General features: G+C 73.1%; 20 protein-coding genes. 8 read left to right on the top strand and 12 right to left on the bottom strand.

Translation table 11 applies throughout. From position 1 onward, the window contains the following. Window positions 1-33: 33 nt before the first annotated feature. The 5 genes from ACFVFQ_RS17055 to ACFVFQ_RS17035 form a co-directional block, all read right to left on the bottom strand. On the bottom strand, window positions 34-1,059 hold the full coding sequence (locus ACFVFQ_RS17055; protein WP_383415898.1) for a threo-3-hydroxy-L-aspartate ammonia-lyase: 1,026 nt from the start codon (window positions 1,057-1,059) through the stop codon (window positions 34-36). A gap of 9 nt (window positions 1,060-1,068) precedes the next feature. Continuing rightward, window positions 1,069-2,331 (bottom strand): NAD(P)/FAD-dependent oxidoreductase, encoded by a 1,263-nt coding sequence (locus ACFVFQ_RS17050; RefSeq protein ID WP_383415896.1) that lies wholly within the window; start codon window positions 2,329-2,331, stop codon window positions 1,069-1,071. A 283-nt stretch (window positions 2,332-2,614) separates the two neighbouring features. After that, window positions 2,615-3,985 (bottom strand): deoxyguanosinetriphosphate triphosphohydrolase, encoded by a 1,371-nt coding sequence (locus ACFVFQ_RS17045; protein WP_383415894.1) that lies wholly within the window; start codon window positions 3,983-3,985, stop codon window positions 2,615-2,617. A gap of 159 nt (window positions 3,986-4,144) precedes the next feature. Further along, window positions 4,145-5,155 (bottom strand): adenosine deaminase, encoded by a 1,011-nt coding sequence (locus ACFVFQ_RS17040; RefSeq protein ID WP_383415891.1) that lies wholly within the window; start codon window positions 5,153-5,155, stop codon window positions 4,145-4,147. Window positions 5,156-5,265: 110 nt separating this feature from the next. Continuing rightward, window positions 5,266-5,721, bottom strand: a complete 456-nt coding sequence (locus ACFVFQ_RS17035) for a gamma-glutamylcyclotransferase family protein (RefSeq protein ID WP_383415888.1) — start codon at window positions 5,719-5,721, stop codon at window positions 5,266-5,268. 198 nt (window positions 5,722-5,919) lie between these two features. On the opposite strand from ACFVFQ_RS17035, the gene ACFVFQ_RS17030 reads away from it, so the two are divergent. Further along, window positions 5,920-6,573 (top strand): vancomycin high temperature exclusion protein, encoded by a 654-nt coding sequence (locus ACFVFQ_RS17030; protein WP_383415885.1) that lies wholly within the window; start codon window positions 5,920-5,922, stop codon window positions 6,571-6,573. 47 nt (window positions 6,574-6,620) lie between these two features. Here ACFVFQ_RS17030 and ACFVFQ_RS17025 read toward each other — a convergent pair whose 3' ends face one another. Beyond that, window positions 6,621-7,604, bottom strand: a complete 984-nt coding sequence (locus ACFVFQ_RS17025) for a trypsin-like serine peptidase (protein ID WP_383415882.1) — start codon at window positions 7,602-7,604, stop codon at window positions 6,621-6,623. Window position 7,605: 1 nt separating this feature from the next. Further along, window positions 7,606-7,983 (bottom strand): divalent-cation tolerance protein CutA, encoded by a 378-nt coding sequence (cutA, locus tag ACFVFQ_RS17020; protein WP_383416284.1) that lies wholly within the window; start codon window positions 7,981-7,983, stop codon window positions 7,606-7,608. Between the two features lie 298 nt (window positions 7,984-8,281). On the opposite strand from cutA, the gene ACFVFQ_RS17015 reads away from it, so the two are divergent. Next, on the top strand, window positions 8,282-8,650 hold the full coding sequence (locus tag ACFVFQ_RS17015; RefSeq protein ID WP_383415879.1) for a cupin: 369 nt from the start codon (window positions 8,282-8,284) through the stop codon (window positions 8,648-8,650). A gap of 27 nt (window positions 8,651-8,677) precedes the next feature. Here ACFVFQ_RS17015 and ACFVFQ_RS17010 read toward each other — a convergent pair whose 3' ends face one another. Continuing rightward, a complete protein-coding gene (locus ACFVFQ_RS17010) occupies window positions 8,678-9,466 on the bottom strand; it encodes a sulfite exporter TauE/SafE family protein (RefSeq protein WP_383415871.1) in 789 nt (262 codons plus the stop codon). Window positions 9,467-9,600: 134 nt separating this feature from the next. Between ACFVFQ_RS17010 and ACFVFQ_RS17005 the strand changes: the two genes are divergently transcribed. Continuing rightward, window positions 9,601-10,488 (top strand): aldo/keto reductase, encoded by an 888-nt coding sequence (locus ACFVFQ_RS17005; protein WP_383415868.1) that lies wholly within the window; start codon window positions 9,601-9,603, stop codon window positions 10,486-10,488. Here the strand turns inward: ACFVFQ_RS17005 and ACFVFQ_RS17000 are convergent. Continuing rightward, entirely contained in the window at window positions 10,485-10,778 is a 294-nt protein-coding gene (locus ACFVFQ_RS17000) for a hypothetical protein (RefSeq protein WP_383415866.1), read from the bottom strand. The two genes, ACFVFQ_RS17005 and ACFVFQ_RS17000, sit on opposite strands and share 4 nt — an antisense overlap. A 148-nt stretch (window positions 10,779-10,926) precedes the next feature. Here ACFVFQ_RS17000 and ACFVFQ_RS16995 point away from each other — a divergent pair, with 148 nt between their 5' ends. The 3 genes from ACFVFQ_RS16995 to ACFVFQ_RS16985 are packed head-to-tail and all read left to right on the top strand — an operon-like array spanning window position 10,927 to window position 13,257. Continuing rightward, a complete protein-coding gene (locus tag ACFVFQ_RS16995) occupies window positions 10,927-11,757 on the top strand; it encodes a helix-turn-helix domain-containing protein (RefSeq protein WP_383415863.1) in 831 nt (276 codons plus the stop codon). Next, the gene (locus ACFVFQ_RS16990; protein WP_383415860.1) at window positions 11,754-12,044 is read left to right on the top strand and encodes a DUF397 domain-containing protein; all 291 of its coding nucleotides are present in this window, start codon (window positions 11,754-11,756) and stop codon (window positions 12,042-12,044) included. Before ACFVFQ_RS16995 ends, ACFVFQ_RS16990 begins: the two co-directional genes overlap by 4 nt. A 10-nt stretch (window positions 12,045-12,054) precedes the next feature. Next, window positions 12,055-13,257 carry a M20 family metallopeptidase gene (locus ACFVFQ_RS16985; protein WP_383415858.1) on the top strand — a complete coding sequence of 401 codons (1,203 nt, stop codon included), beginning with the start codon at window positions 12,055-12,057 and terminating at the stop codon, window positions 13,255-13,257. Window positions 13,258-13,273: 16 nt separating this feature from the next. Here ACFVFQ_RS16985 and ACFVFQ_RS16980 read toward each other — a convergent pair whose 3' ends face one another. From ACFVFQ_RS16980 to ACFVFQ_RS16970, 3 genes are all read right to left on the bottom strand, one after another. Next, window positions 13,274-15,526 (bottom strand): ATP-binding protein, encoded by a 2,253-nt coding sequence (locus ACFVFQ_RS16980; protein ID WP_383415855.1) that lies wholly within the window; start codon window positions 15,524-15,526, stop codon window positions 13,274-13,276. 243 nt (window positions 15,527-15,769) lie between these two features. Next, the gene (locus ACFVFQ_RS16975; RefSeq protein ID WP_383415852.1) at window positions 15,770-16,411 is read right to left on the bottom strand and encodes a DUF6879 family protein; all 642 of its coding nucleotides are present in this window, start codon (window positions 16,409-16,411) and stop codon (window positions 15,770-15,772) included. Then, a complete protein-coding gene (locus ACFVFQ_RS16970) occupies window positions 16,404-16,673 on the bottom strand; it encodes a hypothetical protein (protein ID WP_383415849.1) in 270 nt (89 codons plus the stop codon). Before ACFVFQ_RS16970 ends, ACFVFQ_RS16975 begins: the two co-directional genes overlap by 8 nt. A gap of 267 nt (window positions 16,674-16,940) precedes the next feature. On the opposite strand from ACFVFQ_RS16970, the gene ACFVFQ_RS16965 reads away from it, so the two are divergent. Together ACFVFQ_RS16965 and ACFVFQ_RS16960 are read left to right on the top strand one after the other, a co-directional pair. Then, entirely contained in the window at window positions 16,941-17,879 is a 939-nt protein-coding gene (locus ACFVFQ_RS16965) for an oxidoreductase (RefSeq protein ID WP_383415846.1), read from the top strand. A gap of 202 nt (window positions 17,880-18,081) precedes the next feature. Next, a complete protein-coding gene (locus ACFVFQ_RS16960; RefSeq protein ID WP_383415843.1) occupies window positions 18,082-19,956 on the top strand; it encodes an APC family permease in 1,875 nt (624 codons plus the stop codon). Window positions 19,957-20,120: the final 164 nt, after the last annotated feature.

Raw genomic sequence — 20,120 nt, 5'->3', positions numbered from 1 at the left:
CCCCTGGCGGATCCTCGTGGGCGGTGGTGCGGCTCAGCCGAGCAGTTCCAGGAAGCGCGGCAGGCCGATGTTGCCGCCGGAGACGAGCACGCCGGTGCGGGCCGGAACGGGGTCCAGACGGCCGGCGAGCAGGGCGGCGAGGCCGGTGGCGCCGCTGGGCTCGATGACGATCTTGAGGCGTTCGAAGGCGAAGGCCATGGCGGCGCGGATCTCGTCGTCGGTGACCAGGACCACGGAGTCGACCAGGCGCTGGTTGATCGGGAAGGTCAGTGCGCCGGGGGTGTCGACGGCCTGGCCGTCGGCGATGGTGCGGGGCACCGGGATGGTGACGCGGTGGCCGGCGGCCAGGGAGCGGCGGGTGTCGTCGCCGGCCTCGGGCTCGACGCCGATCATGCGGATGCCGGGGGCCAGGGCGGTGGCGGCGGTGGCGCAGCCGGCCATCAGCCCGCCGCCGCCGACGGGCACCAGGAGGGCGTCGAGCGGGCCGGTCTCCTCGATGAGTTCCAGGGCGGCGGTGCCCTGTCCGGCGATGACGTGCGGGTGGTCGTACGGGGGGATCAGGGTCAGGCCGCGCTCCTGGGCGATGCGGCCGCTGACGGCGGCGCGGTCCTGGGTGTAGCGGTCGTAGGCGACGATCTCGGCACCGTAGCCGGCGGTGGCGTCCCGTTTGCTGCGCGGGGCGTCTTCCGGCATCACGAGGACGGCGTGGGTGCCCAGTTCGCGGGCGGCGAGGGCGAGGGCCTGGGCGTGGTTGCCGGAGGAGTGGGCGACGACGCCGCGGGCCCGTTGCTCGGGGGTGAGGCGGGCCAGGGCGTGGTAGGCGCCGCGGAACTTGAAGGCGCCGACGCGCTGGAAGTTCTCGCACTTGAGGAACGCCTCGGTGCCGGTGCGTGCGTCGAGGGTGCGAGAGCGCAGCACCGGGGTGCGGTGGGCCACGCCCGCCAGCCGCCGGGCGGCGTCCCGGACGTCGTCGAGGGTGACGGCCGGGGCGCCGGTGTCGTCGGCCACCGGTTGGTCGCTGCCAGCGGGACCGGTGGGACGGGTGGGGCCTTCGCTCATGCGGTCACGTTACGGGACCAGGGAGGGCAGCGGAACGGTCGGATCGGCCAGCTTGTCGGGGTCCAACGGGGCGCCGGCGCGGATCAGTTGCTGGATCGGCCCGGCGACGTCCCAGACGTTGACGTTCATGCCGGCCAGCACGCGGCCCTGGTGGAGCCAGAAGGCGATGAACTCCCGCTTGCCGACGTCGCCGCGGCAGACGACCTGGTCGTAGGAGCCGGGCGGGGCGTAGCCGGAGTACTCCATGCCGAGGTCGTACTGGTCGGAGAAGAAGTACGGGACGCGGTCGTAGCTGATGTCCTGGCCGAGCATGGCGCGGGCGGCCGCCGGGCCGCCATTGAGGGCGTTGGCCCAGTGCTCGACGCGCAGCCGGGTGTCGAGCAGGGGGTGGTCGGCGGCGGCCGCGTCACCGGCGGCGTAGATGTACGGGTCGGAGGTGCGCAGGGCGGCGTCGACGGCGATGCCGCCGCCGTCGGCGCGGTCGACGACGGCGAGGCCGGCCTGTTCGGCCAGGGCGGTGCGGGGGGCCGCGCCGATGGCGGCGAGCACGTCGTGGGCGAGGTGTTCCTCGCCGTCGTCGGTGCGGACCGAGACCACCATGCCGTCCTGGCCGACGATCTCGGTCAGGCGCGCGCCGAAGTGGAAGCGGACGCCGTGTTCGCTGTGCAAGTCGGTGAACAGGGCGCCGAGTTCGGGCCCGAGGATGCCGTGCAGGGGCGTCGGCTCGGGCTCGATGATGGTGACCTCGGCGCCGTAGGTGCGGGCCGCGGCGGCGACTTCGAGGCCGATCCAGCCGGCGCCGGCGATGACGAGGTGGCCGTTGTCGCGGCCCAGGGAGGCGAGCACGCCGCGGAGCCGTTCGGCGTGGGCGAGGCGGCGGAGGTGGTGCACGCCGGCCAGGCCGGTGCCGGGGATGTCCAGGCGGCGGGGTTCGGCGCCGGTGGCCAACAGCAGCTTGTCGTAGGCGATCAGGGTGCCGTCGCCCAGGCGGACGGTGCGGCCCGCGGGGTCCAAGTGGACGGCGGGCTGGCCCAGGTGGAGCTCGATCCGGGCCTGGGCGTAGAAGGCCGGTTCATGGACGAAGACGCTGTCCCGCTCCTCCTTGCCGAGCAGGTACCCCTTGGACAGCGGGGGGCGCTCGTAGGGGTGGTCGCGCTCATCACAGATGAGGATCACCCGGCCGGTGAAGCCTTCCGCGCGGAGCGTCTCCGCGGCCTTGGCCCCGGCCAGTCCACCCCCGACGATGACGAACGTCTGGTGTGCGTCGACCACTTGCTTCCTCCTCGTTGCGGTGCCGTACGTCCGCGTCCGTGAACGCCCCCGTTGCTGCCCCCGTTGGTGCCCCCCGTATGCGCTGCCCCCGTTTCCTCCTCGCTTCCTTGACGCATCGCCTCGGTGGTGTGTCACTTCTTTGCCGTGTCACTGCCTTGCCGTGTCACTGCCTTGATGCGTCGGACGGTTTTCGGGTTCCGTTGCGCCGGTGCGTGGACGAGGGTCCCGCACGGAGCGTGAGGGGGGAAGAGGGGCCGCCCCCCAAGGGTCACCCTGGGTTGCCCTAAGCGTTACCAGGGGGACGTGTGAGGCGGGCGTGAAGACTACGCGCCGAGGCGTCGGTGAGCGCGGCGATCTGGTCGATCACGGCGCGCATCCGGGCGGTGTCGTCGCCGGCCGCCTCGAACAGTGAACGGAACTGTGGGTCAAGGCCGTCGGGGGCGCGGGCGAGCAGCGCCTCGGCGAGTTCGGCGATCACCACGCGCTGGTCGGCGCGGAGCGCTTCCTGGTCCGGGCGCTGTATGACGTAGCGGTCGGCGACGGCCTTGAGAACGGCGCATTCCAGCCGGGTTTCGGCCGGAACCACCAGCTCGGCGGCGTACCGGGTGAGCCGTTCAGCGGCTCCCCCGGGGCCCGTTCGGCTTCCGGGGGGTCCGAAGCGGTCCCGGGTGGCGCTCTCGGCGGCCAGGCAGAAGCGGCCGATGAGTTGGCTGGTGGCGTCCTTGAGGCGGGCCTGGGCGAGCGCGGTGCCGTCGTAGCCGTGCGGCCACCAGTCCTGGTCCAGGAGGCGGTCCAGGGCGGCGGCGAGGGCCGCCTCGTCGGCGCCGGGGGCGTAGCGCTCCGCGGCGAGGGCGAAGATCTCGGCGCGCTCGGGGTCGGCGAGCAGGACGTTGGGGTCCAAGTGGCCGGCGTGCAGGCCGTCCTCGACGTCGTGCACGGAGTAGGCGACGTCGTCGGACCAGTCCATGACCTGCGCCTCGAAGCTGCGGGCGGCGCTCGGGGCGCCCTGCCGGAACCAGGCGAACACCGGCAGGTCGTCGGCGTAGACACCGAACTTGGTGGCACTCGGCCCGTCGGGGTGGCCGCCGCGCGGCCAGGGGTACTTGGTGGCGGCGTCCAGGGTGGCGCGGGTGAGGTTGAGCCCGACGCTGACGGGGGCGCCGCCGTCCGGGGCGGGCACGAACCGCTTGGGCTCCAAACGGGCCAGCAGGCGCAGCGATTGGGCGTTGCCCTCGAAGCCGCCGCAGGGCGCGGCGATCTCGTTGAGGGCCTGTTCGCCGTTGTGCCCGAAGGGCGGGTGGCCGAGGTCGTGCGCCAGACAGGCGGCCTCGACCAGGTCCGGGTCGCAGCCGAGGGCGGCGCCCAGTTCGCGGCCCACCTGGGCGCACTCCAGGGAGTGCGTCAACCGGGTGCGCGGGCTGGCGTCCCAGTCCGGGGTGGCGCTGCCGGGGGTGACGACCTGGGTCTTGCCGGCGAGGCGGCGCAGCGCCGCGGAGTGCAGGACCCGGGCGCGGTCGCGCTGGAAGGCGGTGCGGCCGGGGCGCTTGTCCCGTTCGGGGACCCAGCGTTCGGCGTCCGCGGCGGTGTAGCCGGGGAACTGCGCGCGCGGGTGGTGGCCGCCGTTGGGCCCGGTGACCGATGGTGTGCCCGTCATACAGCGACGGTAGCTCTCCCTACGCCCTCGATGTCGGATCCGGTACGCGCGCAGCACCCGGTCATGACGGTGCAATACGGGACAGGGCGGAAGGGGCGGACCCTCGGGGCGCTAGGGGCGCCGTACCGGGGACGGCCCGGCACGGCGCTCCCCAACCGCTCAGTGGGCGTCGAGTTCCTTCAGGTACGCGGCGCGGGTCTCGTCGTCCAGGAAGGACGCCTCGAAGGAGTTGCGGGCGAGCGTCCGCAGGGTCTCCTGGTCCAGGGCGAGGGCGTCCCGTACGGCGGTGAAGTTGTCGTCGGCGTAGCCGCCGAAGTACGCGGGGTCATCGGAGTTGAGGGTGACCAGCAGTCCGGCGTCGAGCATGGCGGGCAGCGGGTGGTCGGCGAGGTCGTCGACGACCCGCAGCCGGACGTTGGACAGCGGGCAGACGGTGAGCGGGGTCCGCTCGGCGACCAGGCGGGCGACCAGGCGCTCGTCTTCCATGCAGCGCACCCCGTGGTCGACGCGGTCCACCTTGAGCAGGTCCAGCGCCTCCCAGACGTAGGACGCGGGACCCTCCTCGCCGGCGTGCGCGACGCACTTGAGGCCGGCCTCCCGGGCCAGCGCGAAGACCTCCTGGAACTTCGACGGCGGGTGGCCGACCTCGGCGGAGTCCAGGCCGACGGCGGTGATCCGGTCCAGGTAGGGGCGGGCCGCCTCGAAGGTCTCCAGGGCCGAGTCGGCGCTCTCGTCGCGCAGGAAGCACATGATGAGCCGGGTGGTGATGCCGTAGGTCTCGGGGGCTTCGTCCAGGGCCCGGGTCAGGCCGCGGACGACCGTCCCGATCGGGACGCCGCGGGAGGTGTGCGCCTGCGGGTCGAAGAAGATCTCGGCGTGCCGCACGCCCTGTTCCTTGGCGCGGGCCAGGTAGGCGTGCGCGAGGTCGGCGAAGTCGTCCTCGGTGCGCAGCACCTCCATCAGCGCGTAGTAGAGGTTGAGGAACGACTGGAGGTCGGCGAAGGAGTAGGCGCGGCGCAGCTCGTCCTCGGTGGCGTAGGGGAGGGTGACGCCGTTGCGGGCGGCGAGCGCGAAGGCCAGGCCGGGCTCCAGGGTGCCCTCGATGTGGAGGTGCAGTTCGGCCTTGGGCAGGGGGCGGTGGGCGGCGGTGCTCGGGGGGTTGGAGGCCACGGGGTGACACCTGTTCTGCTGTGCTGCGGGGCGGGTTGGCGCCTCGGCCGTGCGAAGCGGCGCGTTCCCTTGAGGGGAACGGGGCGCCCGTACGGGACGAGTTGTCCAGGTTATCCGGGGGTCTGCGGGGCGGTGCGGCCGGTCCAGCGGCCGTCGGCGAGCGGGGTGCCGGTGGTGCGCAGGCGGGTGGCGAGCGGTTCGCCGGCCAGGTAGACCCAGGCGCGCGCGGTCCGGCCGTCGGGGCGGACGGCCTCGGTGGCGACCCGTTCGTAGAGGTTGCCGGCGCCGACGGGGGTGCCGGGGGTGTAGCCCTCCAGGAGGTCCAGCGCGGACCGGACGGCCTCGTAGTCGGCGGGGCGGGGGTGGATCAGGGTGCCGTGCACCACGGCGTCGGCGGGGCCGGCCGTGGCGTAGGGGTATCCGGGGCCCTCGTAGAGCAGCGCGCCCGTGATGCGGGCCGGTTCCTCGGCGGCGGTCCGGCCGCGCAGGGTGCGGCCGTAGTTGGCCTCGCCGGGGCGCAGCGTCCCGTAGACGAAGAACGGCAGGCGCTCGGCCTCGGTGGTCATCGCGGGTCCTCCACGGGCGGTGCGGTGTGACGTTGCCGACGGCGTCTCTCACCAGGGACGCCCGCACTGCAACCATGCCAGCCCGCACCACGTCGCAGCTTGCGGGAAGCGAGCACGGACGGTTTCGGTGCGGCCGGAGCCGGGGAACGGGGGCAGGACATGCAGGGGTTGCGGGCGCGCCTGGGGTGGATACGGCGGATGCGGCTGCCGCGGACCCGGCGGGGGCAGCGCCGGGCGTTCCAGGCGGTGGTGGCGCTGTCGGTGCTCGCGCTGCTGCCGGCAACCTGGTTGAACGCCACCGCGGGCGCGCGCGTGCGGACGGTCGCCGATGTCCCGGCCGCTCCGGTGGCGGTGGTGTTCGGCGCCGGCCTGTGGAACGGCGAGCCGTCGCCGTACCTCGCCGACCGGCTGGACGCCGCGGCCCGCCTCTACCGGGCCGGCACGGTCCGCGCGGTCCTGGTCACCGGCGACAACGGCCGCACCGACTACGACGAGCCGGACGCGATGCGCGGCTATCTGGTGCGGCACGGCGTCCCGGCGCGGAAGATCGTCGGCGACTACGCGGGCTTCGACACCTGGGACTCCTGTGCGCGCGCCCACCGCGTCTTCGGGGTGGACCGCGCGGTGCTGGTCAGCCAGGGCTTCCACATCCGGCGGGCGCTGGCGCTGTGTGCGGCCGCCGGGATCGACGCGTACGGCGTCGGGGTCGCCGCCAAGCACGATGTGACCTGGGCGTACGGCGGGGTGCGGGAGATCCTCGCGGCGGGCAAGGCGACCGCGGAGGCGGTGCTGCGGCCCGATCCGCACTTCCTCGGCCCCAAGGAGAACGGCCTGGCGGCGGCGCTCCGTTAGGGCACCACCGCCAGGCCGTCCGCCTCTGGCGCGCGGGACGACAGGGCCTAGTAGTCGTCCTCCTCCTCGCGGCCGCGGGCCTTGCTGGCGCGGTCGTAGAGGCTGAGGATCTCCTTGCCGAAGTACGGGCTGTAGGAGGTCCGGTCGCTGTGCGGGCCGCGCGGGCCACCGCCGTTGACGCCGCCGATGACGCCGATGACCCGGCCGGTGTGGGTGCGCGGGTTGTAGCCGGCGATCCAGGGGCTGCCGGAGGTGCCGCCGTAGAACCCGTTGCACTCCATTTGGAGTTGGCGGGTGCCCGCCAGGCGCCGGGTGGTGGTGGCGCAGCGCACCGCCCGGTCCTCGGGGTCGCTGTGGACGCTGGGGTAGCCGATGACGCTGACCTGGTTGCGGTAACCGGGCGTCTTGGTCAGGACGTTGGCGCCGGTGACCTCCTCGATGTGCCGGCCGGAGTCGTCCGGGGCGACGGTGGCGAAGGCGAAGTCGAGGTCGGCGCCGTTGCCGTCGGTGGCCCGGTCCGAGTAGGCGTAGGTGTCCTCGATGGCCCACACCCCGTAGGGCTGGCCGTCCTCCCCGGACTGGTACTGGGGGACGAACGCGGCGCGCGCGCCCGGGTTGCAGTGCCCGGCGGTGAGCAGCAGGTTGCCGTGCGGGCTGTGCACCACGCTGGCGGTGCAGTGGTGTTCGCGGGCGTCGCCGTCGACGGAGAACAGCACGCCGACGGACGGGATGCCGTCGAAGTGCTCGGCGGTCGGGGCCCGTTGAGAGGACGCGGCGGCCGCGGCGGTGCCGCGCGCGGGCGGGGCCGCGTGCGCCATCCGCCGGGGCGTCCAGAAGGCCGCGGCGTCCTTGCTGGTCCAGGTGGCGCGCGGGCGGGACTGGTGGCTGTGGGCGGACTGGACGCCCGGCGCCCCCGGTTCGGTCTCGGCCGCGTGGCCCGCCGGGGAGGTGGCGAGGCCGAAGGCCATGCCCAGGGCGACGGTTACCGCCCTGGTCCGCCGGCGCGTCCGGCACTGTGCTCTGCTCGGCACGTCAGCTCGTCTCCTTCACGACCCAGGCGAGGTACCCGGCGCCCCCGTGGGTGACCGGGGTGGCGATGATCTCCGGGGTGTCGTAGTCGTGCGCGTCGAGGAGGTACGCCTCCAGGGCCGGGTAGCGCGCGCTCGCCGTCTTGAACAGCACCTGCCACTCCTGGTTGGTCTCCACGGCGCCGTTCCAACGGAACACCGAGGTGACCGGCGCGCTGATCTGGGCGCAGGCGGCGAACCGGCCCTCGATGGCGCCGCGCGCCAGCCGCTCGGCCTTCTGCTCGCTGTCGATGGTCGTCATGACGGTCAGAAACCGCGCCGATGGCCCGTCCGGTGTGGGAGCGGCGGCGGGGGGTTCGTTCAGGGCGGTGGGGTCGGCCACGGTCACACAGCCTTCGTCGGTGGGGGGACTGCGGGTCGCACGGTGTCGTTCTCCAGCCCGTCGATCTTTCAATCTTTCGATCAAGGGATCTTTCCGCATCGTACGGACCGCGATGATCAACGGGCGTACGGCGGGCCGCCGTAGGCGGGCAAGCACCCGGACGTCCCATCGGGCCCGGGGTGTGGGTGGCCGGTTCGTGGCCGCCCCGGTTGCGCCGTGCGGGGCACGGAGAACGATGGAGGAGGAGGCCCGCCGCCGACCCGCTCGCAGCCCGGTCCGCATCCGAAAGGCGCGCGCCATGGTGAACCTCGACACCCTCGTCCGCGACCAGCTCGACGACGCCAGGGCCTCGGCCCACGGACGCAGCGCCCACCTCTTCGTGCACGACGGGCCGCTGCGCCAGACCGTGATCGCGCTGCTGGCCGGCGTCGCGCTGGACGAGCACAACACGCCGCCGGCGGCCAGCCTCCAGGTGCTGCGCGGCCGGGTCCGGCTGACCGGACCGGGCGGCGGCGAGCGGGAGCTGACGGCGGGTCATATCGAGCCGGTCCCGCACGCCCGGCACGGGCTGCGCGCGATCGAGGACTCGGTGGCGCTGCTGACGGTGGTGACGGAGGTCCGCGCGCCGGCCCCGGGGGTCAGGGCGCGGACACCGGTCCGCGGCTGACGGCGGCCGGCCGGGAACGCGGTCCGCTCAGCCGGCGAACCACTGGTCGTACGCCAGCTTGCACAGCAGGACGATGACGACGAGGACGAGGACGCCGCGGACGAAGCCGGTGCCCCGCTTGAGCGCCATCCTGGCGCCGACCGTGCCGCCGACGAGGTTGAACAGCGCGAGCAGCGCGCCCAGTTGCCACAGCACCGTGCCCTGGAGGGCGAACATCGTCAGCGCACCGATGTTGGTGCAGACGTTGACGACCTTGGCGGTGGCGGACGAGCTGACCAGGTCCATGTGGAGCAGGGCGGCCAGCGCCACGACCAGGAACGCGCCGGTGCCGGGCCCGATCAGGCCGTCGTAGAAGCCGATGCCCAGGCCGGCGAGCAGGACGGCCGCCACCATCCGCCGCCGGGAGACCGGGCCCGCGGGCGCCGCGGCGGCCCCGAAGGCCGGCCGGACCAGGACGAAGACCAGGACGCCGAGCAACACGGCCATGATCAGCGGGCGGAGCACCGCGCTGTTGATCCCGGCCGCGAAGAACGCCCCGCCCACCGAGCCGGCGAGCGCCGCGCCCCCGATGCGCAGCGCGGTGCGGACGTCGATCGGCGCCTTGCGGACGTAGGTGACGGCGGCCGCGGTGGTGCCCACGATGGCGGTCGACTTGTTGGTGCCGAGGACGAACGCGGTGGGCGTGTGCGGCAGCCCCACCAACAGGGCCGGGAGCAGCAGCAGGCCGCCGCCGCCCACCACCGCGTCGATCCATCCCGCGGCGAGGGCGGCCAGGCACAGCAGGGCGAGCGTGAGCAGCGATATGTCAGAGGGCACCAGGTGATCTTAGGGAGCGGCCGGGGCGGCACGGGGGTGATCTTCGTGACCTTCGTGATCTTCGGTGTCTAGGGCCTGTCCGATGGGTCAGGGCCGGGGCCGCGACCCATCGGACAGGCCCTAGGCTCCCGACCATGGACATGCGGATGACGTTCTCCGTCGGGGGGACACTGCCGGTGCGGCGGCTGGGGCTCGGGACCGGGGGCCTGGTCGGGCCCGGCTACTGGGGGCCGCGCCACCAGGACCCCGAGCGGTCGGTGGCGCTGCTGCGCCGGGCCGTCGACGCCGGCGTCACGCTGATCGACACCGCCGACAACTACGGGCCGGACGTGGCCGAGGAGTTGGTGGCCCGCGCCCTGCACCCGTACCCGGACGGGCTGGTCATCGCCACCAAGGGCGGCGTCGTCCGCACCGGCCCGGACGTCTGGCACATCGCCGGCCGCCCGGAGCAGTTGCGCGCCATGTGCGACGCGAGCCTGCGGCGGCTGCGCGCCGACACCCTCGACCTCTACCAGCTCCACCGGCTCGACCCCGACGTCCCGATGGCGGACCAGTTGGGCACCCTGCTGGAGCTCCAACGGGCCGGCAAGATCCGCCACATCGGCCTGGACAGCGTCAGCGCGGCGGAGTTGGCCCGGGCCCGCGAACTGGCCCCGATCGCCGCCGTCCAGAACCGCTACAACGTGCGGGACCGCGCCTGTGAGGACGTGCTGACGCTGTGCGAGCGGACGGGGACGGCGTTCCTGCCGTGGTTCCCGCTGGGCCACGGGGCGTTGGCGGGCGGTTCCGTCGATCCCGGCGCTGATGCGCTGACCGGCGTCGCCGCCGCCCACGGTGCGACCACCGGCCAGATCGCCCTGGCCTGGCTCCTGCACCGCTCCCCCGTCCTGCTCCCAACCCCCGGCACCGGCTCCCCCGCCCACCTGGACGAGAACCTCGCGGCGTCGGATATCTCCCTGACGGAGGCGGAGTTGGCCCGACTGGACGGGCTCGCGGGCGGCGGTTTGAGCGTCGACACCTAGGCTCCCGAAACGACGGTCGTGAGGCGCGCGCCCCGACTCTTCGCCACCCGTCGCACCTCGACCAGCGATTCGGTCAACTCCACGGCGAGGAGGTGGAGTTCGCCGGCGGTCCAGTTGCGGGCGGCGAAGACCCGCCGCGCGTCCTCGATGAGACCGTCGGCGAGGACGAGTTGGGCCTCCTCCATCTCGTCCGCCATCCGGGAGAGGAAGCCGCCACCCTCGCTGACCAGGTAACAGGGCTTGCCGTCCAGGCTCGACCACGGCAGAAGCCGCGGCGAAACGTCCATCATTATCGTCAACCTCCGTCCACACGTTCTGTAGCCATTTGGTCACCCAACCCGCCCTGCGGGCAATAGAATTGCGGCACTTGAGCGGTGGTGCGCAAGTCCGCTGCCTGCCGTGATGCTGGACACGACCCCATGGTGAGAGGTCACAGCCTTGGACGAGACGACCCCGTCCCCGCACTTGAACCCACTCCAACGCTTCGGGCACGACGTCAAGCAGGTCAGACTCGCCCGCAAGCTGACGCAGAAGCAGCTCGGCAAGGCGGCGGGCTACTCGGAGGCGTACGTCAGCAGAGTCGAGGCGGGAAAGATGTTCCCCCGCCCCAGCATGAAGTTCGCCCGGGGCTGCGATCTCGCCTTCGGCACGGGCGAGTTGTTTGCGGGCATGTTGCGGAGGATCGACGAAGGGGACCATCCGTCGTGGTTCGTTCCGTATCTGAACTTGGAGCGGAAGGCGACGCGGATCCTGGACTACTCGACGAGCCTGCCGATGGGGATTCTCCAGACGAAGGAGTACGCACGGGCCGTCTTCCGCTCGTACCACTCCGGAGCGAGCGCCGAGATGATCGAGGACAAGGTCGCCGCGCGTCTGCGACGTCGCGAGGTGTTCGAGCGGGACACCCCGCCTCTCTTGTGGGCAATCATGCACGAGGCTTGCCTGCGAACGATCGTGGGCGACTCCGAGGTCATGGCCGGGCAACTGAAACATCTGCTGACGGCGGCTGCGTCCCCGAACATCAAGCTCCAGATCATGCCCTTCTCGGCGGGCGCTCCTGCGGCGTCCACGAAGCCGTTCATCTTGCTGCACTTCGCGGACTCACCCACCGTGTTGTACACGGAGACCCGGGTAGGAAGCAGGATGCACGACTCCGCACAAACGGTCGAAGCGGCCCTGGATGACTACGATCTGCTCCGGGCGCACGCCTTGTCCCCTGATAGATCACTGACACTGATCAAGAAACTGCTGAAGGAGTACCAAGCATGAGCCGCGACTTGGATCTCGTCTCCGTCGAGTGGGTCAAGTCGTCCTACAGCGACGCCAACGGCGGCAACTGCATCGAGTTCTCCCGCGACTTCATATGGATCAAGTCGTCCCCCAGCGGCGGCGACGGCGGCCAATGCCTTGAAATCTCCCCCGCCCGCTGCACCGCCCACGGGCTTGTCCCCATACGGGACAGCAAGATGCCGGACGGAGACGTGATCACCGTTCCCCCCTCGGGCTGGTCCTCGTTCCTCCGGGCGGTCAAGAATGGGGAGTTGGCCGCCGGCTGAGGAGGACCCCGTGGACCTGCGTGACGATGCTCGTGCCCTGTCCGATGAACTCGTGCGGCTGCGGCGCGCGTTGCACCGGGTGCCGGAGACGGGGCTCGAACTCCCCCGCACGCAGGAGGCGGTGCTCGCCGAACTGGACGGCCTGCCGCTGGAGGTGCGCACCGGCGAACGGTTGAGCTCCGTGACGGCGGTGTTGCGTGGCGGTGCCAGCACAACGGCGGCCGGGCCGGCGGTGCTGCTGCGCGGCGACATGGACGCGTTGCCGGTCGCCGAGCGCACCACCGTGGACTTCGCCGCGGACAACGGGCGGATGCACGCCTGCGGGCACGACCTGCACACCAGCATGCTCGTCGGCGCGGCCAAACTGCTCGCCGCGCACCGGGACCGGCTCGCCGGGGACGTGGTGTTCATGTTCCAGCCGGGCGAGGAGGGGCACGACGGGGCCCGACACATGCTGGCCGAGGGGGTGTTGGAGGCGGCGGGGCGGCGGCCGGTGGCGGCGTATGCGTTGCACGTGCTGTCGGCGGGGGTGCGAAGCGGGGTCTTCGAGGCGCGCGGCGGGCCGATGATGTCGGCGTCGAACGTGCTGCACGTGACGGTGCGCGGGGCCGGCGGGCACGGGTCGATGCCGCACCGCGCCAAGGACCCGGTGCAGGCGGCATGCGAGATGGTGACGGCGTTGCAGGCGTGGATCACCCGCAGCTTCGACGTGTTCGACCCGGTGATCCTGTCGGTGGGGATGTTCCACGCGGGGACGCAGTCCAACGTGATCCCGGAGACCGCGGCCTTCAGGGCGACGGTGCGCAGCTTCTCGCCGGCGGCGCAGGCGCGGGTCAAGGACGGGACGGTCCAGGTGTGCCGGGGCGTCGCGGCGGCCCATGGGGTGGCGGTGGACGCGGAGTTCGTCGAGACGTACCCGGTGACGGTGAACGACGAGGCCGAGGCGGACTTCGTGGCGCACGCGGTGCGCGAGGCGCTGGGCGAGGAGCGGTTCGTGCGGCGGCCGAACCCGGTGCCGGCGTCGGAGGACTTCTCGCGGATACTGGGCGAGGTGCCGGGCGTGATGACGATGCTGGGGGCGCCGCCGCCCGGCGCGGACCCGGAGCGCACGCCCAACAACCATTCCCCGATGGCCGAGTTCGACGATGCGGTGCTGGCGGACGGGGCGGCGGTGTACGCCGAACTGGCGGCGCGGAGGCTGGCGCAGGGGTAGGGCGGCGGCGTCCGCTTCAGGCGGTGTCGGAGGGGTCGGACGGGTCGGAAGCGTCGGCGAGCAGGGCGGTGAGGTGGTCGCGGGTGGCGGTCGCCCGGGGGTCGTCGTAGCCGTCGAGGAGGTCCCGGGCGCGGGACCAGTGGTGGCGGGCGTCCTGGGGGTCGGCGGTGGCGAGCGCGGTGCCGAGGGCGGTGCGGGCCAGCGCCTCGTGCCAGGGGTCGTCGAGGTCGTGGTGAACGGCGGCGGCCCGGCGCAGGAAGTCGGCGGCCTCGGTGGGGCGGTCGAGGCGGTGGTAGGTCTCGCCGGTGCCCTGCCAGGCCAACGCCTCCCGGCTGTGGTCGCCGAGCCGGCGGTGGAGCATGGCGGCGCGGTGGTAGGACGCCAGCGCGTCGGGGAGTTCGCCGCGCGCCTGCTGGACGTTGCCGAGGGTGATCAGCCAGAAGCCCTCCAGGCGGTGGGCGCGGAGCGCGAGGGCGATCTCCAGGGCCTCCTGGGCGCGGTGTAACGCCTCGTCGTGCTGGGCCCGTTCGCGGTGGAGTTCGGCGGCGAGGCGGAGGGCGTTGCCGACGCCGCGGTCGTTGTTGAGGGACCGGTGGGCGGCCAGGGCCTGGTCGATGGCGGTGGCGGCGTCCGGCAGGCGCCCGGCGCCGTAGTGGGTACTGGCGAGGTTGGAGCGGGCGGTGGCCTCCCCGTGGGGGTTGCCGACGCGGCGGAACAGCTCGGCGGCGCCGGCGAACGCCCGGGCCGCCGCGTCCAGTTGGCGGCGGCGCAGATGGACCAGGCCGATCAGGTTGAGGGCGTCGGCCTCGCCCGTCTCGTTCTCGGATTCCCGTGCGAGGTCCAGTGCCCGTTGGAGGCAATCCAGGCTGTTGTCGAGGCGGTTGACGCCGCGGTAGGCCATGCCGAGGTCGAGGAGGAGCAGGGTGTGGAGAGTCGGGTCGCCGTGCCGTTGCGCCGCGTCCAGGCCGGTGCGGCCGGTGGTGAGCCAGCCGTCCAGCGGGGCGCTGGGGGGCAGGGCGTTCCAGAAGACCGCGGCGAGTTGGGCGGCGAGCCCGTCGAGGCCGGCGGTGGCCGCCGCGCGGACCACGGGGGCGAAGGCGGTCTGCTCGCGCTCGGACCAGTCCAGGGCGGCGTGGTAGTCCGGGAAGGTCTCCGGGCGCGCGCCGGGCTCCGGTTCGGGCAGCGGCAGCCGGTCCTCGTCGGGCTTCAGCCACGCCTGTGCCGCGTCGGCGGTGTGCAGGTACCAGCTCAACTCCCGGCGCAGCGCGGCGCTCCGCTCCTCCGGCAGCTCGGCCTGCTGCGCCTGGTCGACGGCGTAGGCGCGCAGCAGGTCGTGGAACTGGTAGCGGTCGGGGGCGGCCTGCCACAGCAGGTGGGCGCCGACGAGGTTGTCGAGCAACTGCCGGGTCCGGCCGGCGGTCAGACCGGCGAGAGAGGCGGCGGCGGACAGGCCGATCTCGGGGCCGGGGTGCAGGCCGAGCAGGCGGAACAGCCGTGCCGTGGGCTCCGGAAGCGCCCGGTAGGACCAGGCGAACACGGTGCGGACGGCGTCCGCGTCCTCGTCGTCGCCGGTGCTCAGGGCGTCCCAGAGCGCCGACTCGTCGCGGAGGTCGGCGATCAGGTCGTCCAGTTGCATGTGGGGGTGGCTGGCGGCCCGTTCGGCGGCGATGCGCAGGGCCAGCGGGAGGCGGGCGCAGAGGCGGGCCAGTTCGGTGAGCTTGGCCGGGTCGTCGTCCGGTCGGTAGCCGCTGGTCACGGCGTGCAGCAGGGCGACGGCCTCCGGTTCGGGGAGGGTGCCCAGGGTCAGCCGGCGGGCGCCGTCCCGGACGGCGAGGCCGGACAGCCGGCTGCGGCTGGTCACGACGGCCAGGCTCGGGCCGCCGCCGGGGAGCAGCGGGCGGACCTGGCTCACGGTGGCCGCGTTGTCGAGCAGGATCAGCATCCGGCGGTCGGCCAGCAGCGAGCGGAAGAGCGCCGCGGCGGCGTCCGGGTCCTGCGGGACCGCTCGGGCCTCGACGCCGAGCGCGGTCAGGAAGCGGTGCAGCGCCTCGTGGGGCGTCACCGGCTCGCCGGGGTCGTATCCGCGCAGGTTGACGTAGAGCTGTCCGTCCGGGAAGCGGGTGGCGGCCTGGTGGGACCAGCGCAGGGCGAGGGAGGTCTTCCCGGCGCCGGCGGTGCCGGCTATCACGTAGACCGAGACCACGAACTCCTCGCCGTCGCGGTCGGTCAGGACGGCGTTGAGCTGGTCGAGTTCGGCGGTGCGGTTCACGAACGTGGCCAGGCCGGCGGGGAGTTGTCTGGGGGTGGGGCCGGTCGGGCGGTCCCGCTCCCGTTCGGGCTGGTGGTGGAAGTGCAGGTCGCCGTGGACGTGGCCGGCCTGGACGACGTCGCGGGCGGTGCCCGTCAGTTTCGCGCGCGAGGCGACGGGAGGGTCCCGGCGGTCGTCCCCGCCGCCGTCCTGGGGCTCGTCCGGGCGCGCGTTCTGGGGCTCTTCCTGGGGGCCGTTGATCGGTTACTCCGGGGTGGTCGTTGGCTGGCGCGTGGGCGGCGTCAGGTGCGCCACCTCGCGGTCGAAGTAGCTGCGCAGGTCCTCGCCGAGGCCGTAGAGCTCCTTGATGTAGGTCTCCCAGGCGCCGACGAGTCCAGCGTCGGTGAAGCGGATGGCGCCGTCCGGGACGCCGGCTTCGGTGTAGACGACGTTGTAGAGGACGCTGCCGCCGAGCACGACGAGCTCGGGGAGGGGGGCGTGGGTTTCGGCGGGGGCGACCGTTTCGGCGGGGACGACGCGGATGCGTTCCCCGCATGCGGCCCGCACGTTCAGGGAGTGCAGCTCCCACTGGACGTAGGGGGTGAGCGGCGTCTCGACGACGCGGACGCGGTGGAACGCGTGGCCGCGGCGCTGGTCTTCGAGGGCTTCGGCGCGCAGTCGGTCGCGCCGGCCGGCCAGCAGGCGCAGCGCGCCCTCCCAGTCGCCGCGGCGCAGCGCCTCGCGGCTGTCGTTGCCCAGTTCCTCGAAGTGTTGTCGGCGTTCGAGCTTCCAGGAGGACCCGTCACGGATCTCCGCGTCGCGCCGCTGGAAGTCCTGGCGGTAGTCGGCGCGGACCAGTCGTTCGCCGCGTTCCAGGGGGAGGGTGGGGGCGGAGCGGTCAGGCATCGGGGATGTCCGCCTTCGCCGAGCTGAGCATCCGGCCCGGGATCACGACCAGCCGTTCGTCCGGGGCGAGCCGGACATCGTCGGGGAGGCGCGGGCCGTAGTGCTCGGTGAGGTCCTTGCCGATCACCGCGATATCGCCGTTGTCGAGCTGCCAGATGTCGGGACACTCCAACTTGCCGTCGGTGACGCCCAGTTCACCCGCGGATTGCCCCAGGCGCCGATGGAACCGTGCCGAGGGGTCGGCTTTCCAACTACCGGCCATGGCGGCCTCCCTACAAGGACGATCGATACCCACCGTGATCAAAATTCTACGCACCGTGCGGGGCAAGGGGCATCATGCTATCCAGCCACCCCACCCCAAGTGCCCCCTTCACCCCCCTTCTTGAAACCTTCTTAAACCCCCGCACCATCCACATGGCCATGACATCCACACGGACGCGAGTGAGCGCCGGGTCAGGCGAGGCACACCCCCAGGATCCCCTCCCGGGGCCGGGCGTAGGCTGGGCCTCCCCTTACCGAGGAGTACGGCGTGACCCGGTGGAACACCAGCCACATCCCCGACCAGACCGGCCGCGCGGCGATCGTCACCGGTGCCAACAGCGGCCTCGGCTACGTCACCGCCCGTGAACTGGCGCGGCGCGGCGCCCGTGTGGTGCTGGCCTGCCGCAGCGCGGAGCGGGGCACCGCCGCGCTGGCCCGGCTGCGTTCCGAAGTCCCCACCGCCGAGGCGGAGTTCCGCGCGCTGGACCTGGCCGACCTGGCGTCCGTGCGGCAGTTCGCCGAGGGCCTGGCCGACTTCTGCGGCGACCGGCTGGACCTGCTGATCAACAACGCCGGTGTGATGGCGCTGCCGTACCGCACCACCGCGGACGGCTTCGAGATGCAGTTCGGCACCAACCACCTGGGGCACTTCGCGCTCACCGGACTGCTGCTGCCCAAGCTGCTGGCGACGCCCGGCGCGCGGGTCGTGACGGTCTCCAGCATGCTGCACGTGCTGTCCGACGTGCGCCTGGACGACCTCAACAGCGAGACGTCCTACCACCGTTGGGCCGCCTACGGCCGCTCCAAGAGCGCCAACCTGCTCTTCACCCACGAGCTGGCCCGGCGGCTGGCGGTGGCCGACTCGCGGGTCGTCGCGGCCGCCGCGCACCCCGGCTACGCGCACACCAACCTCCAGACCGCGGGGGTGCGGATGGAGGACCGGCGGGGCGCCGAGCGGGTGGTGGAGCTGGGCAACCGGCTGATCGCCCAGCCCGCGGAGGGCGGGGCGCTGGGCACGCTGTGCGCGGCCACCGCCCCGCACATGCGGCCGGACGCCTTCATCGGCCCGCGCAACGGGCTCCGCGGCGCCCCGGCCCGCTCCTTCCGCGCCCCGTGGACCCGCAACGGCGTCACCGCGGAGCGCCTGTGGACGGCCTCGGAGGAGTTGACCGGAGTGCGCTACGACTTCGCCGTCCCCGGAGCGTGAGCCGGGGCGCTTGGGGCAGGTGAGCGCCGGGGGGGCGGCCGCCGGAGCCGGAAGTTTGCGACGAGCCGACAAGACACCGTCAAAATCCCGTGAAGATCGCCCCGTCGGCCGCCAAGGCCGCGCCAAGGTCTCTCGTCGCCCGCCGCCGCGGCCCGCACGCTGGGCTGGTCCCAGCCAGTGCCGCACGGAGGTACGACGAACAATGTCGACGGTGTCGCAGCCCGCAAACCGGCCCGAGCAGCCGCCCCCGGCGACCGCGCCCGGCCACGACACCGGCGCCGCCCCCCGCGCGGCCGAGGACCGGCACCGGCTGACCGCCCTCCAGGGCCTGGCCGCCCTCTCCCTCGACGCGATGGCCTCCGTCGCGTACGGGCCGGAGTCGATCGTGCTGGTCCTGGCCACGGCCGGCGCCTACGGCCTGGGCTTCACCCTCCCGGTCACGCTCGCCATCGCCGCGCTGCTGGCCGTCCTGGTGCTCTCCTACCGCCAGGTCATCGCCGCCTTCCCCAATGGCGGCGGCTCCTACGCGGTGGCCAAGACCCACCTCGGGCGCCGCTTTGCCCTGGTGGCCGCGGCCTCCCTCGTCCTGGACTACATCCTCAACGTCGCGGTCTCGGTGACCGCCGGCGTCGCCGCCCTCACCTCCGCCTTCCCGAACCTCTACGGCTACCGGGTGTGGATCTGCCTGGCGGTGCTGGTCCTGGTCACCGCCATCAACCTGCGCGGGATCGCCGACTCGGCGCGGGCGTTCCTGCTGCCCACCGCGGTCTTCGTGGTCTCGATCCTGGCGATGATCGTGGTCGGCCTGTTCCGCGACGCGCCGGCCTCCACCGTCACGGCCGCCGGCCACGCCTCCGTCCTCGCCCACAACGCCACCTCCGTGGGCGCGTTGCTGCTGCTGAAGGCGTTCGCGTCCGGCTGCTCGGCGCTGACCGGCGTGGAGGCGGTCGCCAACGCGGTGCCGTCGTTCCGCGCCCCGGCCCCGAAGCGCGCCCAGCGCACCGAGGTCGCGCTGGGCGCCCTGCTCGGCGCCATGCTGATCGGCCTGTCGCTGCTGATCGGCCGCTTCCACCTCCAGCCGGTCGAGGGCGTCACCGTCCTCGCCCAGCTCGCGGACGCCTCGCTCGGCCACAACTGGGCCTTCTACGTCGTCCAGTTCGCCACCATGGTGCTGCTGGCGCTGGCCGCCAACACCTCCTTCGGCGGCCTGCCCGTCCTCATGGCCCTGCTCGCCCGCGACAACTACCTCCCGCACGTCTTCGGCCTCAAGGCCGACCGCCAGGTCCACCGCCACGGCGTGCTGGCGCTGGCCGCCGTCGCCGCGGCCCTTCTCGCCTTCTCCGGCGGCGACGTCAACACCCTGGTGCCGCTCTTCGCCATCGGCGTCTTCGTCGGCTTCACGCTCTGCCAGGCCGGCATGGTCCGCCACTGGCACCTGGAACGGTCCGCCGGCTGGCTCGGCAAGGCCCTGCTCAACGGCTTCGGCGCGGTGCTGACCGCCGCCGCGGCCCTCGTGGTAACCGCCACCAAGTTCACCGACGGCGCCTGGCTGATCGTGATCGCGCTGCCGCTGCTGGTCCTCGCCTTCGAGGCCGTCCACCGCGCCTACGGGCGGATCGGTGACAGCGTCGCCCTGGGCCGGGTCCCCGAACCGCCGCGCCGCGCCGCCTCCTTGGTCGTCGTGCCCGTCTCCCACCTCTCCCGTCTGACGGGCGAGGCGCTCAACGCGGCGGTCTCCCTCGGCGACGAGGTCATCGCGGTCACCGTCACCTACGGCACCCCCGACGACCGCCCCGCCACGGAGGCGCTCCGCCGCGACTGGGAACTCTGGAACCCGGGCGTCGACCTCCTCGAACTCCCCTCCCCCACCCGCTCCTTGGGCCGCCCGATCACCTCCTACGTCCAGGACCTGACCGACCGCCGCCCCGACGCCCGCATCACCGTCCTCATCCCCGAGGTCGAACCGGCCCACCTGTGGCAGCGGGTCCTCCAGAACCAGCGCGGCGCGGTGCTGGCGCATGCGGTGCGGCGCGATACGGATGCGGCGATCTGCCGCCTTCGCTTCCGCCTCGGCTGACGCCGCGGGTCCCGTACGTCGTCGGCTCCCCCGCCGTGGTGGGGTCTCCGCCTTCGGCGGAGGGGGTGTTGGGGCGGGGGCCCCGCTGGGTGGTGGGTGCCGGGTTCGGCGCCTCCGGGGTGGGTGTTTCGGACTGCTTCGCTTTACGTCCGAAACACCCACCC

Source organism: Streptomyces sp. NPDC057743 (genome assembly GCF_042798755.1).
In the GTDB taxonomy this organism is placed as follows: domain Bacteria; phylum Actinomycetota; class Actinomycetes; order Streptomycetales; family Streptomycetaceae; genus Streptomyces.
This window is presented reverse-complemented; position numbering and strand designations above follow the sequence as displayed.

Coding starts and splice junctions, on each gene's coding strand:
- ACFVFQ_RS17000 (WP_383415866.1), bottom strand. CDS start 10,778: ATGATGGACGTTTCGCCGCGGCTTCTGCCGTGGTCGAGCCTGGACGGC.
- ACFVFQ_RS16960 (WP_383415843.1), top strand. CDS start 18,082: ATGTCGACGGTGTCGCAGCCCGCAAACCGGCCCGAGCAGCCGCCCCCG.
- ACFVFQ_RS17015 (WP_383415879.1), top strand. CDS start 8,282: ATGGTGAACCTCGACACCCTCGTCCGCGACCAGCTCGACGACGCCAGG.
- ACFVFQ_RS16975 (WP_383415852.1), bottom strand. CDS start 16,411: ATGCCTGACCGCTCCGCCCCCACCCTCCCCCTGGAACGCGGCGAACGA.
- ACFVFQ_RS17005 (WP_383415868.1), top strand. CDS start 9,601: ATGGACATGCGGATGACGTTCTCCGTCGGGGGGACACTGCCGGTGCGG.
- ACFVFQ_RS17055 (WP_383415898.1), bottom strand. CDS start 1,059: ATGAGCGAAGGCCCCACCCGTCCCACCGGTCCCGCTGGCAGCGACCAA.
- ACFVFQ_RS17030 (WP_383415885.1), top strand. CDS start 5,920: ATGCGGCTGCCGCGGACCCGGCGGGGGCAGCGCCGGGCGTTCCAGGCG.
- ACFVFQ_RS16990 (WP_383415860.1), top strand. CDS start 11,754: ATGAGCCGCGACTTGGATCTCGTCTCCGTCGAGTGGGTCAAGTCGTCC.
- ACFVFQ_RS16970 (WP_383415849.1), bottom strand. CDS start 16,673: ATGGCCGGTAGTTGGAAAGCCGACCCCTCGGCACGGTTCCATCGGCGC.
- ACFVFQ_RS17035 (WP_383415888.1), bottom strand. CDS start 5,721: ATGACCACCGAGGCCGAGCGCCTGCCGTTCTTCGTCTACGGGACGCTG.
- ACFVFQ_RS17045 (WP_383415894.1), bottom strand. CDS start 3,985: ATGACGGGCACACCATCGGTCACCGGGCCCAACGGCGGCCACCACCCG.